The following is a 16,146-nucleotide window of genomic DNA, read 5'->3' on the forward strand; positions in this document are numbered from 1 at the left end:
TCGATTTGCCTGAGTAACTAAACAACTTAGAAAGGGGGAATAAAATTGAAGAATAATAGAGTACATTATCCATGGTATAAAAAAGAGGATACTGACGCTTTCTTTGCTTTGTTCCAAAATAACCTTGCCAATTTTGTCGTCATTGCTGTCAGTATGCTGGGAATGGGGTTCCCTGCAGAGATTGTTTTTGGAAAAGTTATACCTGGTGCAGCGATCGCTGTTCTTGTTGGAAATCTATATTATGCTTATTCAGCCAATCGATTAGCGCAAAAAGAAGGCAGGACGGATGTAACTGCGCTTTCATATGGAATTAGTACACCTGTCATGTTTATTTTTCTCTTCGGAGTTTTGCTGCCTGCAAAAGAATTAACGAATGATCCAGAATTAGCATGGAAAATCGGGTTGGCAGCTTGCTTAATCAGCGGACTTATTGAAGTTCTAGTGAGCGTTTCAGGTAATTGGATAAGAAACAACCTTCCACGAGCATCCATGCTCGGTGCCCTTGCCGGAGTGGCTCTTACTTTCATTGCAGGGGAAATGTTATTTAAAACTTTTGAGCTTCCTGTGGTTGGATTGCTTGTACTTGCTATAATTATTGTTGGCATTATTGGGAAAATCAGCATGCCTTTTAAAATTCCTTCTTCCTTATTCGCAATAATTCTTGGAACTGTATTAGCCTATATTCTTGGCCAGGCGGACACAACCAAAATTACAGAAGGCCTATCTCATGTAGGCTTTTATCCTATTCTCCCTACTTTGGCCTCCTTTGAAGGAATGTCCTATCTTTTCGGTCCACTTATAGCCCTTTTCGCAGTAGTACTTCCAATTACCATTTACAATGCAATCGAAACCATGAATAACGTTGAAGCGATGTCTGCCGCAGGTGATAGCTATGATGTTCGTGAATGCCAGGCTGTCGATGGCGTAGGCACAATGATTGGTGCCTTTTTTGGAGGAGCTTTCCCTACTACGGTCTATATCGCTTCTGTCGGTTCCAAATGGATGAATGCTGGACGGGGCTACAGTATCCTTAATTCAATTGTTTATATAGGGGCAGCGATGTTTGGACTAATAGCTGCTATGTCCGCTATAATTCCTGTAGCCGTTATTGCGCCTATTCTAGTATTTGTTGGAATCTCCATGGTTGCAACTGCTTTCCAGTCAAATGAAGTAAAATATTTTCCTGCTATTGCGCTTGCTATGCTTCCTTATTTTGCTAACTATACAATGACACGTTTTAATGGGAAGGCTGCAGAGGTTGTAGAAGGTATATCTTCCGGAATTGTGCCTCTCGGGCAAGGAGCAATGTTTACCGGTATTATCCTTGGAGCAATCGCTGTTTCGATCATTGATCGAAATTATCAAAAGGCTTGTATCTTTTCATTCATCGGCGCATTATTTTCCTTCTTCGGACTGATGCACGCACCATCGCTCGCATTTGGAGCAGCAAATGATTTTGCCTTGGGCTATATCATCATGGGACTGTTCTTTGTCTATTATGTCTTTGCAAATGTTAAAGAGGAGAAAAAACAAAACAGCTTTCTTTCAGACTGAGCTGCCAATAATTCTTCAGTATTGAAGTGTGAAGTGTAAGGTACTGGGTTTATTAAGTTTTAGGATGTTCTTTGTAAACCATCACCAGCAATGCATCCAGCCGAAAGGAAAAAACAGCCGGAAAGAAGTCCTCCGGCTGTTTTAAATGTCTTATTTTCTTACTCTTCTTCCTCTTCTTCTGCTTCTTTTTCAACCACGTCAGCAAATAATCCGTAAACGTATTGCTCAGCATTGAATTCCTGCAGATCATCCATTTTTTCGCCAAGACCTACGTATTTAACCGGGATTTCCAGTTCATTTCTGATTGCAAGAACAATACCGCCCTTTGCAGTTCCGTCAAGCTTGGTAAGAACTATGCCGGAAACATCTGTTGCTTCTTTGAAGGTTTTTGCCTGGATCATCGCATTCTGTCCGGTTGTAGCATCCAGCACAAGCAAGACCTCGTGCGGTGCGCCTGGCACTTCCCTTTCAATGACGCGCTTAACTTTTTCCAATTCTTTCATCAGGTTGACTTTGTTTTGAAGACGCCCTGCTGTATCGCAGATCAAGATATCTGCTTTACGTGATTTTGCAGATTGGACAGCATCAAACATGACAGCAGCCGGATCAGAACCTGCTCCCTGTTTAATTACATCAACACCGACACGTTCACCCCATACTTCTAGCTGTTCAATCGCTCCGGCTCGGAACGTATCGCCTGCAGCAAGCAACACGCTTTTTCCTTCCCTTTTGAACTTATGGGCAAGCTTTCCAATAGTAGTGGTTTTCCCAACACCATTCACACCGACAAAAAGAATCACCGTCAGGCCATCTGGCTGAATATTTAATTCGGCAGAAACTTCTCCAGCATTTTCATAAATTTCCACAAGTTTTTCGGAGATAACCGCTTGTACCTCACGCGGATCCTGGATGTTTTTGCGCTTTACTTCCCGTTTTAGTTCTTCCACCAATTCCATAACAGTATCAAAACCAACATCCGCTTGAATTAGGATCTCTTCCAATTCCTCGAAAAACTCTTCATCTACTTTTCGGTATCTGGAAACAAGGTCATTCACTTTATTTGAAAAGTTATCGCGTGTTTTCGTTAATCCATCTTTAAACTTTTCAGTAACGGTATCGGTTTGTTTGGTGATTTTTTCTTTAAATTTTTTAAAGAAACTCATCTTCTCACTTCCTTACTATGAACTTTAGTATGGATCGTTGTGGAACAGCTTTAAAATGCTGCTCCACTTAAAAATGCTATTGCGGAATCAATTCCTTCGTTTCTTCAAGCCTGACTGAAACAAGCTTGGATACTCCGGATTCCTGCATGGTAACACCATAAAGAACATCTGCTTCTTCCATCGTTCCCTTACGGTGAGTAATAACGATGAATTGGGTTTCTTCACTGTATCTCTTTAAGTACTGGCTGAATCTTTGCACATTCGCTTCATCCAGCGCTGCTTCCACTTCATCAAGGATACAAAATGGAACCGGACGGACCTTCAGGATGGAGAAAAGAAGTGCAATGGCTGTTAGAGCCCTTTCTCCCCCTGATAAAAGGCCAAGGTTCTGCAATTTTTTCCCAGGCGGCTGTGCCACAATTTCCACTCCTGTATTTAACAAATCATCAGGCTGCGTTAATCTTAAATCGGCTCTCCCACCGCCGAACAGGGACTGAAAAACGGACTCGAAATGAAATCGAATTCCCTCGAAGGTATCTTGGAATCTCTTTTTCATTTCTACATCCATTTCATCAATGACCTGGAATAAAGTATCCTTGGCTTCCTGAAGGTCTGTTTTTTGTTCCAGCAGGAATTCATATCGTTCAGAAACTCGCTCATACTCATCGATTGCTCCAAGGTTAACAGCACCTAATTCTTCGATAGCAAGCTTAATGAGCTTAACTTTCTTGCGTGCTCCATCTGCTTCTATTGTTAGCGGGTATTCTTCCTTGGCCGCCTCAAACGAAAGCAGGTATTCTTCCCTTAAATGGTTTAGCCTGTTTTCGAGTTCGACATCAAGGCGGTTTTTCTTAACTTCCTCATCTTTTAGCACCTCTACGATCCCTTTATGCTGGCGTTTCAATTCTTTCGTTTCCAGCTCAAGATCTTCTAAAGCAGTTTGAAGCTTTAAGCGTTCATCACGCCTTGAAGCGATTAATTCCAGAGTTTCGGTTTTTTCTTTTAGTTTTTGCTGTGCAGCTTTCTCCAAATGCTGTTCACCTGATGAACTATTCGTCATTTCAGAAGATAAGAGCTCCCAGTCCTCTTTCACAGTTGTAAGCTTTTCTTCATTGAAGATAAGTTCCCTTGTTATCGCTAAAAGCCTATCCTCTGCATGATTCAGCTGTTCACTTTTTGAAGCAAAGCTGATCTTGAAATCATTTATTACAGATACGAGCGTTTCCTTCGAAGTTTGCTGGGTGTTTTTTCTAAGTGTTAATTCTTTAATTTCCTGGTCCAGATTAGCAATTTGTTTTTGCTGTTCTTCCAATAAAGATGAGAGCTCACTCTTTCTTTTTAGAAGCCTTTCTCTGTCTTCAGAAAACTGTGATTTATCCATATCATAAAGAGACAGCCGCTCATTATTGCTTTTCTCTTCAAATTCAACTTCCAGCAGCTCGCCTTTTATAGCTTGCTCTTTTAAACGAAGCTCTTCACCTTTTTTTCTAAGGCTTTCAATTTTGGTTTCTTGTTTAACAATCTCGCTTTTTTGGAGTTTGACCTGCTTCTCCAGAATAGCTGTTTTGGATTCCATGTCGATAATCCGATCTTTAAGCTCTTCAAGCTCGCCTTTACGGGAAAGAATCGAAGAACTTTTTTGCTTCACCGCTCCTCCTGTCATGGATCCGCCCGGGTTGACCACATCTCCATCAACCGTCACAAGCCTTACTCGATACTGAAGCAGCTTTGCCAGCTCATTGGCACCTTTTAAATCGCCGGCAATCACAACATTGCCCAGCAAATTTTCAATGGCAGGCTGATGCTTGTCTTCAAACTGAATAAGTGAAGCCGCTTTTCCAATAAAAGCTGGGTGTCCTTTTACAGACTGCAATTGAACAGGATTTAATTTTTTCCCTTTCATGACGCTTAATGGGAGGAATGTTGCCCGGCCAAATGAGTTTTTTTTCAAATATTGTATGGCATTTCGTCCATCCTGTTCAGCCTGGACGATGATATGCTGCATGGCTCCGCCAAGCGCTGTTTCAATCGCAGTTTCATACTCTTTAGGGACCTGAATCAATTCGGCTACTGCTCCTTGAATTCCCTGCAGCTTATTGCCCCGTGCCTTCAGGATTTCCTTTACACCCTGGAAAAAACCGGAATAGTCTTCTTCCATTTCCTCCAGTATTTCCTGGCGGGATTTTGCCTGCTGCAAATACTGGTAAGCCTGATACAAGGTTTTTTCCTGCTTTTGGTAATTGTTTTTTAGCGATTCAAGCTTACGGTCCTCATTCCGAATAAAATGCACCTGATCTTCTATTTGCTTCTGCAGGTTTTCAAGGGTGAATTGAATCGAATGTTTTTTCTCTTCAATTATCTTTCGTTCGGCAATGAACTTTTCATTGTCCAATTCTAGCTTAGAGTTGCGCAGTCCTTGCTGGCTCAGCTGCTGATCGATATTTTGCAATTCGTTTCGGGAAGCAGCCTGGCTGTTCAGCACTTCAATATAGTCACTCTTAAGAGATTCAATCTTTTCTTCTGTATTTTCACTGAAGAGCTTTAGTTGTTCCTGCTTCTCTTTTAAGGTCTTCTGAAGCTTCACCGCTTCGGCCTTAATCTCTTCCTTATGAGCTGCCTGCTTTTCCTTTTGCCCTTTTAGATCGGCTATTTTTAAGGAAAGCTCTTCCATATTTCTTTGGAGCTGGTCTTTATTTTGATTCGCGTTTTTCTTTCGTTCTTTCAGTACTTCTTTTCTGCCTTCCAGCTTTTCAAGCTCTTCACTGGCATGAAGAAGTACCTCCTGCAAGTCATTTACAGACTCATCGATGGCAGCGAGATGGTCTTTTAATTCCTCTGTTTTCGCTTCTTTATTCTGAATGATTGACGAAAGTTTCATTTCATCTTCAGAATGCTGTTCAAGTTGCCGAGAAAGCTGCTCCCATTTCGAATAAAGGTCTTCTATCTCATAGACAGTTAGTGAAACCTCTATTTTTTCCAGCTCTTCCTTCTGCTGCAAATAATCCTTTGCCATCGATGCCTGAATTTTCAGAGGTTCAACCTGGCTTTCAAGTTCGTATAGGATATCATTAACACGGTTTAAATTGTCCTGCGTTTCGGAAAGCTTGCTTTCCGCTTTCTTCTTTCTCGTTTTATATTTTAATACGCCTGCTGCTTCTTCGAAAATGGTTCGGCGTTCTTCCGCTTTGCTGTTTAGAATTTCTTCCACTCTGCCCTGGCTAATGATTGAAAAGGCTTCTCTCCCAAGTCCCGAATCCATAAATAAATCTACAATGTCTTTAAGTCTGCAAGTTTGCTTGTTGATTAGATATTCGCTGTCGCCTGATCGGTAAACCCTTCTTGTTACACTCACTTCGCTGTAATCAATCGGCAACCCCTGATCGCCGTTATCAAGTGTCAGTGTAACCTCAGCAAAATTCTGCGCCTTGCGAGAATCGCTGCCGGCAAAAATGACATCCTCCATTTTAGCGCCGCGAAGGGATTTCGCCGATTGCTCACCCAGCACCCAGCGGATGGCGTCTATTATATTGCTTTTGCCGCTTCCATTGGGACCTACGACAGCTGTCACTCCAGGAACAAAATCAACTGTTATTCTTTCAGCAAATGACTTAAATCCTACTACATCAAGCCGTTTTAAAAACAACCTTGCTCCCCCTCTGTCTCCTCCGAGTTTAGATTCTTAGCTGTCAGAGTATTTGATTGTTGTCTAACGGACAGTAGAAACCCGATAAGTTCAACTAACTTTTCGAAGGAAGGACACCTTCGAAAAGAAGTTTCACTTTGCCGCGTTTCAACTGTCCGTAATGCTCAATATCATGAAGCTTGACGGACAGTAGAAACCCGATAAGTTCAACTAACTTTTCGAAGGAAGGACACCTTCGAAAAGAAGTTTCACTTTATATGATTCTTCAATACTTCCAGAGCCATTTGGGCAGCATGCTGTTCCGCTTCTTTCTTTGAACGACCAGTGCCTGTCCCAAGCTCCAAGGCATTCAAGGAAACTGTGGAAACAAATTCACGATTATGAGCGGGTCCTTTTTCCTGAAGTATTTTATATTCAATAGAACCTGCACCATCACGCTGCACCAGCTCCTGCAGCTGGCTCTTAAAATCCATCACATGCGAAAAAGCACCTGAGTCAATCTTAGGGAAAACGACTTTTTCCAAAAAGCCAACAACCCGATCCAGTCCTTTATCCAAATATAAGGCTCCGATAAAAGCTTCAAAAACATCCGCAAGCAATGCCGGCCTGGACCTTCCTCCTGTCAATTCTTCCCCTTTTCCTAGAAGAATAAGCTCACCAAAGGATAGTGCATTTGCAAATGTGACCAGTGATGGCTCACAAACAACAGCAGCCCTCAATTTAGTTAATTCACCTTCACTCATCATTGGATATTTGAGATAAAGGAATTTCGACACCGTCAGTTCAAGGACAGCATCACCCAAAAATTCGAGCCTTTCATTATCCTCGTAGGGCTTTCTCCGATGCTCATTCACATAAGATGAATGGGTAAAAGCTTGTTTTAAGAGTTTTTCATTTTCGAATTGAATTCCAATTTTAGCTTGAAATTCTTGAAATTGCTTTTCAATTGCGCGAAATGATTTTCTTTCTTTGTCTTTATTGTTGCTGCGCATAATGCATCCACCTTGCTAACATAATATATTCTTGTTTTTGTACATTTGTTTAGATCACACTTTAACATTGCCTTCCCTAAGTTTACGTAATAAACCTTAAAAACGCAAAGAAACTCAGGTACTTTTGACCCTTAATTAGAATGAAACGATGTGATGGGTTCATATCCACAGAAGAAAGCCCCGTTATCATAACGGAGCTTTTGCTGAAACATATTTACTGTCCGCAGCCACCCGGCTGCTATCATTAACCTATTGGTACTTTGCAGCTTTTGTGACAGGTAGCAACGGACAATAAACATCCACTGATAAAGTTATTGCAGGAGGGGGATTCCCCTCACTGCAGAGTTGGTTTGCCTAACGATTACTGGCTAGCTTTTATGTAATTTACAGCGTCACCGACTGTTGCGATTTTTTCAGCGTCATCGTCAGAAATTTCCATGTCGAACTCATCTTCTAATTCCATAACTAATTCTACTACATCAAGGGAATCAGCACCAAGGTCATCTTTGAAAGAAGCTTCCAATTTCACTTCAGACTCTTCAACTCCAAGACGGTCTACGATGATCTTTGTTACACGTTCTAATACTTCTGCCATGCTTGTTCACCTCCCCTCAAGTATTATAGATTATTTTAGGGCCTTATTGAAAGGTTTTATTAAACTTTTTGCATTACAAGCCTGTTACAAATTACATAACCATGCCGCCATCTACATGCAGGGTTTGCCCTGTCATATAGCGGCTGTCTTCTGATGCAAGAAAAACGGCAACATTGGCAATATCAGCCGGATCGCCGAAACGTGCCAATGGAATTTGCTTCAGCATTTGATCTCTTACTTCTTCATTGAGCTTATCCGTCATATCTGTTGTGATAAAGCCTGGGGCAATGGCATTAACCGTAATGCCTCGGGATGCAAGCTCCTTCGCTGATGTTTTTGTTAGTCCAATTACACCGGATTTAGCAGCAACATAGTTAGCCTGACCCGGATTTCCACTGACACCAACGATAGAAGAAATATTGATGATTCGGCCGCTGCGCTGTTTCATCATTTGCCTTGTAACTGCTTTTGTACAAAGGAAAACGCCTTTAAGATTTATGTTAATAACATCATCCCATTCTTCTTCCTTCATTCTCATAAGCAAATTATCTTTTGTAATGCCTGCATTATTGACAAGAATATCAAGCTTGCCAAACTTTTCAATTGTTTCCTTAACCATATTAGCCACAGATTCACTGCTGGAAACATCACACTGGACAGCGAATGCATTTCTGCCTAATGCTTTGATTTCGTCAACTACTTCATTTGCTCTGGATTCACTGCCGGAATAATTAACTGCAATGTCTGCACCCTGTTTGGCGAGGCCAAGAGCGATTTCCCTGCCAATGCCCCGGGAAGCACCAGTAACTAATGCCGATTTTCCCTCTAGCTTCATCTCAATTCCTCCTTCAAGGACTCTGTTACTGCCGCGCATGTTTCCTCATCTGAAACCGCATAAGTCTTTAGTGAACGGTCAACTTTTTTAACTAAGCCTGTCAGAACTTTTCCAGGTCCAATTTCAATAAATGTATCCACTCCAAGGTCAGCCATTTTGCGGATAGAATCCTCCCACAGGACAGGAGAATATAATTGCTCGATCAATCTGCTGTTAATTTCCGAAGCAGCTGTCATTTCAGAAGCAGTTACGTTAGCAATAACAGGGATTGCCGCATCCTTAATTTCAATCTCGTCAAGGATTTGTTTAAACTTCGCAGCAGCGGGCTTCATTAGCTCGGAATGGAAAGGTCCGCTGACATCTAAAGGCAGCACGCGCTTTGCCCCAGCTTCTTTTGCCTTTACCGAAGCTTGTTCAACACCTGCTCTTGAACCCGAAATGACGATCTGTCCAGGGCAATTCAAGTTTGCGAGCTGAACCGGATTGCCGCCTGCCGTAATTTCTTCAGTAACCGCTGTAAGCTTGTCCCTATCAAGACCTAAGACTGCTGCCATCGTTCCTTCGCCATTAGGTACAGCTTCTTCCATGAACTCTCCTCGTTTTCGAACAGCATACACACCGTCTTCAAAAGAGATCGCTCCCGCTGCAACAAGCGCTGTATATTCACCAAGACTGTGGCCCGCCACATAGTCAGGTTTAACGCCAGATCTTTTAAAGTAATCCAAAATGGCAATGCTAGCAGTCAGAAGTGCAGGCTGAGCATTTGTTGTTAATGTCAATTTTTCCTGAGGCCCCTCAAAAATAAGTGAAGATAGTGAAAAACCCAGTTTTTGATCAGCATTTTCGAAAAATTGTTTTACTTTTTCATCTTGTTCAGCTAATGCTTTTCCCATCCCTGCTGTCTGCGACCCCTGACCAGGGAACAAAAAGGCTATTTTACCCATCGTATTTCCCTCCACGTTCATTGATTAGATTATTTGATAGCTGTTTTTTCTGCCTCTTTTTCAACCGCTGCCTTAATCGTTTCAGTGACATTATTTTCGATCATATTACGTGTCTGCCTAACTGCACTGAATAACGCTGTTGCATCTGAAGAACCATGCGCCTTAATAACCGGCGCCTTTAATCCGAATAATCCGGCACCGCCGTATTCCGAATAATCCATTTTGGATTTAAGCTGGTATAGATCAGGCTTTAATGCTGCAGCAGCCAGCTTTGTTTTAAAGCTGCTTGTCAAAGCGGTTTTTAGCATTTTAAAAACAGATTGGGCAGTACCCTCAATGGTCTTGAGCACCATATTGCCTGTAAATCCATCTGTAACAACAACATCTGCAGCACCCTCGAGCAAATCGCGCGCTTCCACATTTCCAATGAAGTTGATATCCGCCTGCTTCAGCAGATCAAAGGTGTTTTTAGCCAGTTCATTGCCTTTTTTCTCTTCTGTTCCAATGTTTAAAAGTCCTACTCTCGGATTAGTTACTCCGCGTACCTTTTCGGTATAAATGGATCCCATAATCGCATATTGAAGAAGATGCTCAGGCTTCGCATCTACATTCGCCCCTACATCGAGCAAAAGAAAACCTTCCCCCCCGATCGTTGGAAGCGTAGGTGATAAGGCCGGTCGTTCAATCCCTTCGATCCTTCCTACAACAAAAAGGCCTGCCGCCATAAGGGCACCTGTGTTGCCCGCCGAAATGCATGCATCTGCTTTCCTTTCAGAAACAAGCTGCGCAGCAAGCACCATTGAAGCATTTTTCTTTCTGCGCACAGCCCTTACTGGTTCATCATCCGGCAAAATGACTTCGTCTGTATGTAAAATTCCGATCCGATCATAAGACGTGAGGTATTCGTTTATTTTCAATTCATCCCCTACAAGAGTAATGTGCACATCTTTATACTCTGCAGCAGCTTTCATTGCTCCTCGTACAATTTCCTTTGGCGCATTGTCGCCTCCCATTGCATCTATTGCAATTTTCATGACGATTCATCCTTTAGTGATTATTTTTTTCTGAACATATCGAATTCGCCTTTAAAAACCTGTTCGTTGTTTACAAAGCTATTTACCTCGACAATTGTCCTGCCGCTTTCATTATCGATTGTAAGCACTCTCGCTTTGGCAATTACACGTTCATTTAATTTAACTGGCCTTGTAAACTGAATGCTTGCCTTTGCCGTTAGAGCAAGCTCATCATTTATCACAGCCACTGCAAGTGAATTTGCCTGGGCAAACATGTGGTGTCCGCGGGCAATTTGATTTCTTTTGAAAACATGTTCTCCTTTTACATCAAATATGGAAATAGCCGTTTTATCCAATTCAATATCTATTATTTCACCGATTATTTCTTCTATAGGCAATGATCGGACTTCATTCTCAAATCTTTTCTCAGCCACATGCTTGATCCGTTCACGCAATTCTGGAATAGACAGTTCTAAGCGGTCGAGTCTTATTGTCTGAACACTCACCGAAAATTTCTCAGAAAGCTCTTCATCAGTTACAAAAGGATTTTCTTTTATTGTGTCCGTTAATAATTGCTGGCGTTCTTTTTTATTTCTTTTCATTAAAATTCCACCGTCCGAGATATTAAGACTAGGTACTAATAGTAGTATATAATCAAAAAAAGCAGATTGCAAGACAGAATTTTCCTGGCAATCTGCTTTGGCAAAATTGTTGGTTTAGCTTATGATTGTACTCCGCTGATTTCAGCAGGGGCCACTTGTTTCCTCAGGGAGGAATTGAGATCCTCGGCTTCGACTGTGGGACCTCCCGCAGCCCAATGAATAATCTTTCCCTGAATCAGCACTGCACGAAAAAAATGCGGATGCAATTCGAGGATCAAGTACCCACAGCGAAGATCAACTCAGTGGGTTACTCTATTCCTGTTCCATTAGTCCAGCTTTTCCCCTTCAAGTACTCCTGTTTCTTTTAAGTAATTCCGTAAAGGCATGTACTCATCTGAATGCCAGAATTCATGGGTTTCAACAAGAGCAGCTGCATCGTTTCTTGCCGTTTCGAGAGCACGGTAATCATGGACCATATCAGCGACTTTAAATTCGGGCAGCCCGCTTTGTTTTTTTCCGAAAAAGTCGCCGGGCCCCCTTAGCTCCAAATCCTTTTCACTGAGCGCAAATCCATCATTTGTTTCAGTCATAATTTTCATGCGCTCTTTTCCTACTTCAGATTTAGGATCAGCAAGAAGAATACAATAAGATTGCTTATCTCCTCTTCCCACCCTCCCTCTTAACTGATGGAGCTGTGCGAGACCAAATCTTCCTGCATCATAGATGACCATCATGGTTGCATTTGGGACATTCACACCAACCTCGACAACCGTGGTAGAAACTAGAACTTGTGTTTCGTTTTTACTGAAAGCCTTCATGATCTTATCTTTTTCATCAGGATGAAGCCTGCCATGCATGAGGCCGACGTCATAGCGGCCATGAAAATGATGCATCAGTGTGGCATGGACATCTATGGCGTTTTGGACATCCAGTTTGTCTGACTCCTCAATAAGGGGACAGATCACATATATCTGCTGGCCAGCTGAAAGCTCCTTTTCCATAAAGCCAAGAACCCTATCCAGCATTTCAGGCTTAGCCCAATATGTTTCAATAGATTTTCGTCCAGCAGGCATTTCATCGATGATGGAAACATCCATTTCACCAAAAACAGTGATGGCAAGCGTTCTCGGGATTGGTGTGGCAGTCATAAACAGCACATCTGGATGTTCTCCTTTTTCCCTGAGTATTCGGCGCTGTCCTACACCAAACCGGTGCTGCTCGTCTGTAATGACAAGTCCAAGCTTATTAAATTCAACTTCCTCCTGGATGAGTGCATGAGTTCCTATAAGAATATCAATTTTTCCATCCTTCAGATGCTCAAGGAGTTCTTTCCTCCGTTTTCCTTTTACTGAGCTTGTCAGCAGCTCACAGCGCAAATGAAACGGTTCAAGCATAGCTTTTAAGGATTCCGCATGCTGTTCTGCCAGAATTTCTGTCGGAACCATTAATGCTCCTTGAAAACCTGCTGTTCTGCTGGCAAAAAGCGCTATGGCAGCTACTGCTGTTTTCCCTGATCCCACGTCCCCCTGTAAAAGCCGGTTCATCCGATATGGAGTTTTCATATCAGCCAGGATTTCATTGATTACCCTTTTTTGTGCAGTTGTTAGCGCAAAAGGAAAGGAGTCTATAAATTCCATCAATCTCGGAAGATCATAAGCTTGGATAATTCCTTTTGATTGTTCTCTTTCAATCTTTCGCAGCGCTTGCATTTTTAGTTGAAAATAGAAGAATTCTTCATAAACAAAACGCCGTCTTCCCTGTTTCAATTCATTATCGTCTGCAGGAAAATGAAGGGATCGCATTGCATCTCGTCTATTTAACAGTTTATACTGCATTAAATAATGCTCAGGCAATGTTTCTTCTAGTTCATTGCCGTACTGCGAGAAGGCAAGGTTAATAAAACGCCTAAGCCCTTTGACAGTGATTTTTCCCTTAACGGCATAAACAGGCTCAAAATCTTTTTTATTTGAGGCCGACCCAATCTTCAGTTCATTTGCTGAAATGAGCTGCCTATGCTGATCCCATTTACCTGTAACGGTTACCGTTTCATTCAGTGTCATTTTATTTTTCAAATATGGCTGATTAAACATCACAACTTGAATTAGATATCGATCGACAAGCACCCTGACTGTGAGTCTGGATCGCTTTCTTCCGTAATAGGCCAGAGATGGTTCGCTGTGAACCTTCCCCTCCACAGTTACTCTTTCGTCATGCTTTAATTCAGCGAGATCTTTTAGCCTGTAATCCTCGTACCTATATGGAAAATGCTCAAGTAAATCTTTAACTGTAATAATATTCATTTCGGCCAGTGACTCTGCCGTTTCTTCTCCAATTCCTTTAACAGCCGTAACAGATTGGTTTAAGTTTTGATTCACATTAATTGAGCGGCATGCCAAAATGGGTTGCTTGTTTCAATGGCAAACCGCCACCCCTCCCTGCGCAGTTTCTTAAATAATACAGGCCAAAAACTCATGCTTTCTAACTAGCACATTTTTTAATTGACTTTGCAAATCAGGAATTACCTCTAAGCATTGTTTTCTGCTTGTAAACAGGCAAAAGCGAAGGCAGTGCCCCCGCTTCACATAATGTTATTCGATTGAGAAGATGAAAGAATATAGAGGCTGTTTGCCATCATGGACTTCCACTTCAACATCTTCATGCTTTTCTTCAATATAGCTGATAAGAGCGTCCACTTCACCCTCTGATGCATCTTCACCTTTTAATATGGTCAGGATTTCAGAGTCTTTGTCAATCATCCTATCAAGAAGGTCCTTAGCAGCTTGCACACGATCTTTGTTTTTTACAACAATCTTCCCATTTGCTATGCCCATGAAATCATCTTTTTCAATTTCAAGGCCATCAATGCTTGTATCTCGGACAGCGAATGTAATTTGTCCTGTCTTGACATTTTGAAGAGCATCTGTCATCTCATCCTCATTTTGGACAAGGTCAGCACTTGGGTTAAAAGCAAGGAGAGCAGCCATGCCTTGAGGAACTGTTTTGGAAGGAACAACAACAGCGTCTTCCTCAGACACTTCAGCAGCCTGCTGTGCTGCCATGATAATGTTTTTATTATTTGGCAAAATAATTATTTTTTCTGCGTTCACTTCTTTGATAGCTTTCACGATATCCTCTGTACTTGGATTCATCGTCTGTCCGCCTTCAATCACCGCATGCGCTCCAATGCTGCGAAAAAGATCTGCAATTCCGCTTCCCATTGATACGGTTACAATTCCGTATTCTTGCTTTTCTTTCGGCTTTGTTTCAGCAGCTAATGGCGTCTGTATGTCTTCAATCAAGTTAGTATGCTGCTGGCGCATATTTTCAATTTTCATATTAATTAAACTGCCGTAGCGCTGTCCGTAAGTTAAACAATCCCCTGGCTTCTCGGAGTGAATATGTACTTTTACTAGCTGCTCATCCGCAATAACCAATAGAGAATCCCCATACTGGCTCAGATCCTGGCGGAACTTCTCTTCTGAAAAAGGATTTGAAGACAGCTTTTCACTTTCAAATTTCACCATAAATTCTGTGCAATATCCGAATTCGATATCTTCAGTATTCATGAAACTATGTACATTTTTGTGATGTTCCGCGCTTACCAGGTCATTCATCTTTGGAAGTGTAGCAGGTGTATCTGGAAGTTTCTCACCTTTAAGCACTGCCAGAAATCCCTCATAGACAAATACAAGGCCTTGTCCTCCACTGTCTACTACTCCCACTTCTTTAAGAACAGGAAGTAATTCTGGAGTGCGGTTTAATGAAGCTCTGGCTTCTTTTAACACTTCCTCCATAATAGCAACAATATCATTTTCATTTTTAGCAGCCTGCACAGCCTTCCTGGCAGAATCCTTCGAAACGGTCAGGATTGTTCCCTCAACTGGCTTCATTACTGCTTTGTAAGCAGTTTCGACACCAGCATTCAGTGCATCTGCAAATTCCTTCCCATTAATCGCAGCCTTTTGTTCAATGGATTTGGAAAAGCCGCGGAAAAGCTGAGAAAGGATAACTCCGGAGTTTCCTCGGGCACCCATCAGCAAGCCTTTAGAAAGGGCAGAACCTACCTTTCCGATATGCTCCTGAATATTACTTTTAACCTCCTTTGTACCAGAAGTCATGGACAAATTCATGTTTGTTCCCGTGTCTCCATCCGGAACAGGGAATACATTTAATGCATCTACTAATTTTGCATTAGCAGACAAATGGTTCGCTCCTTGAATAACCATTTCCGCAAAAAGCTTCCCATCTAAAACTTTTATTGACACAAGACTTTCCTCCTCACTACGGGTTCGTTACTCGAACTCCCTGAACATAAATATTAACTGAGTCAGTGCTAAGCCCCACGGTTTTATCAAGGGTATATTTTACTTTCGATTGCACGTTGTGGGCAACCTCTGAAATTTTCGTTCCGTAACTAACAATAATATACATGTCGATATGTACTTCATCTTGTTCCTGGCGGACAATCACGCCGCGGGTGAAATTTTCTTTACGAAGAATATCTGTAAGGCCGTCTTTAATTTGATTTTTTGAGGCCATACCTACAATGCCGTAGCAGTCAACTGCTGCACCGCCTGCGATTGTTGCAATTACGTCATTTGAGATATCAATTTGCCCGAAATTAGTTTTTAGTTCGATGGACATGTTTCGTTCCCCCTTTGGAAATTGCTTTTTAAAAAGCTTCTTCAAACACTCCTGCTTACGGGAGTGCTGGCGTTCCTTTAAACCTGCCGCTAAGGCAAACCTGCTAAGTTCAGCTTGACAGCTATCTTTCTAACTCCAAAGCTTAAAGCATATCTTATGAC

General features: G+C 41.9%; 12 protein-coding genes. 1 reads left to right on the forward strand and 11 read right to left on the reverse strand.

Translation table 11 applies throughout. The annotated features are described in order from the left end of the window. The first annotated feature begins 45 nt into the window (after window positions 1-45). A complete protein-coding gene (locus NCCP133_RS07860) occupies window positions 46-1,554 on the forward strand; it encodes an NCS2 family permease (RefSeq protein WP_264804376.1) in 1,509 nt (502 codons plus the stop codon). A gap of 158 nt (window positions 1,555-1,712) precedes the next feature. On the opposite strand, the gene ftsY is transcribed toward NCCP133_RS07860, so the two are convergent. The 11 genes from ftsY to NCCP133_RS07915 all read right to left on the reverse strand — a co-directional run bounded on the left by ftsY (window position 1,713) and on the right by NCCP133_RS07915 (window position 15,985). Beyond that, window positions 1,713-2,717: a signal recognition particle-docking protein FtsY gene (gene ftsY / locus NCCP133_RS07865; RefSeq protein WP_264804377.1), complete on the reverse strand. Its 1,005-nt coding sequence runs from the start codon at window positions 2,715-2,717 to the stop codon at window positions 1,713-1,715. Window positions 2,718-2,793: 76 nt separating this feature from the next. Further along, window positions 2,794-6,360, reverse strand: a complete 3,567-nt coding sequence (gene smc / locus NCCP133_RS07870) for a chromosome segregation protein SMC (RefSeq protein WP_264804378.1) — start codon at window positions 6,358-6,360, stop codon at window positions 2,794-2,796. Window positions 6,361-6,608: 248 nt separating this feature from the next. Beyond that, on the reverse strand, window positions 6,609-7,352 hold the full coding sequence (rnc, locus tag NCCP133_RS07875; RefSeq protein ID WP_264804379.1) for a ribonuclease III: 744 nt from the start codon (window positions 7,350-7,352) through the stop codon (window positions 6,609-6,611). Window positions 7,353-7,713: 361 nt separating this feature from the next. Continuing rightward, complete coding sequence (locus tag NCCP133_RS07880; RefSeq protein ID WP_009330799.1) at window positions 7,714-7,947, reverse strand: acyl carrier protein; 234 nt, start codon at window positions 7,945-7,947, stop codon at window positions 7,714-7,716. A 91-nt stretch (window positions 7,948-8,038) separates the two neighbouring features. Beyond that, window positions 8,039-8,782 (reverse strand): 3-oxoacyl-[acyl-carrier-protein] reductase, encoded by a 744-nt coding sequence (gene fabG / locus NCCP133_RS07885; RefSeq protein ID WP_264804380.1) that lies wholly within the window; start codon window positions 8,780-8,782, stop codon window positions 8,039-8,041. Then, complete coding sequence (gene fabD, locus NCCP133_RS07890; protein ID WP_264804381.1) at window positions 8,779-9,726, reverse strand: ACP S-malonyltransferase; 948 nt, start codon at window positions 9,724-9,726, stop codon at window positions 8,779-8,781. Before fabD ends, fabG begins: the two co-directional genes overlap by 4 nt. A 29-nt stretch (window positions 9,727-9,755) precedes the next feature. Next, entirely contained in the window at window positions 9,756-10,760 is a 1,005-nt protein-coding gene (gene plsX, locus NCCP133_RS07895) for a phosphate acyltransferase PlsX (RefSeq protein ID WP_264804382.1), read from the reverse strand. A gap of 20 nt (window positions 10,761-10,780) precedes the next feature. After that, window positions 10,781-11,341 (reverse strand): transcription factor FapR, encoded by a 561-nt coding sequence (gene fapR, locus NCCP133_RS07900; protein WP_264804383.1) that lies wholly within the window; start codon window positions 11,339-11,341, stop codon window positions 10,781-10,783. Between the two features lie 326 nt (window positions 11,342-11,667). After that, a complete protein-coding gene (recG, locus tag NCCP133_RS07905; RefSeq protein ID WP_264804384.1) occupies window positions 11,668-13,716 on the reverse strand; it encodes an ATP-dependent DNA helicase RecG in 2,049 nt (682 codons plus the stop codon). A gap of 213 nt (window positions 13,717-13,929) precedes the next feature. Beyond that, entirely contained in the window at window positions 13,930-15,606 is a 1,677-nt protein-coding gene (locus tag NCCP133_RS07910) for a DAK2 domain-containing protein (RefSeq protein ID WP_264804385.1), read from the reverse strand. 16 nt (window positions 15,607-15,622) lie between these two features. Beyond that, complete coding sequence (locus tag NCCP133_RS07915; RefSeq protein WP_264804386.1) at window positions 15,623-15,985, reverse strand: Asp23/Gls24 family envelope stress response protein; 363 nt, start codon at window positions 15,983-15,985, stop codon at window positions 15,623-15,625. Window positions 15,986-16,146: the final 161 nt, after the last annotated feature.

The organism is Cytobacillus sp. NCCP-133, from assembly GCF_026011715.1.
Taxonomy (GTDB): Bacteria; Bacillota; Bacilli; order Bacillales; family Cytobacillaceae; genus Cytobacillus.

What these genes read in the sequence shown, in the direction of transcription:
- plsX (WP_264804382.1), bottom strand. Translation starts at nt 10,760, where the DNA reads ATGAAAATTGCAATAGATGCAATGGGAGGCGACAATGCGCCAAAGGAA.
- fabD (WP_264804381.1), bottom strand. Translation starts at nt 9,726, where the DNA reads ATGGGTAAAATAGCCTTTTTGTTCCCTGGTCAGGGGTCGCAGACAGCA.
- ftsY (WP_264804377.1), bottom strand. Translation starts at nt 2,717, where the DNA reads ATGAGTTTCTTTAAAAAATTTAAAGAAAAAATCACCAAACAAACCGAT.
- NCCP133_RS07915 (WP_264804386.1), bottom strand. Translation starts at nt 15,985, where the DNA reads ATGTCCATCGAACTAAAAACTAATTTCGGGCAAATTGATATCTCAAAT.
- fapR (WP_264804383.1), bottom strand. Translation starts at nt 11,341, where the DNA reads ATGAAAAGAAATAAAAAAGAACGCCAGCAATTATTAACGGACACAATA.
- fabG (WP_264804380.1), bottom strand. Translation starts at nt 8,782, where the DNA reads ATGAAGCTAGAGGGAAAATCGGCATTAGTTACTGGTGCTTCCCGGGGC.
- rnc (WP_264804379.1), bottom strand. Translation starts at nt 7,352, where the DNA reads ATGCGCAGCAACAATAAAGACAAAGAAAGAAAATCATTTCGCGCAATT.
- NCCP133_RS07880 (WP_009330799.1), bottom strand. Translation starts at nt 7,947, where the DNA reads ATGGCAGAAGTATTAGAACGTGTAACAAAGATCATCGTAGACCGTCTT.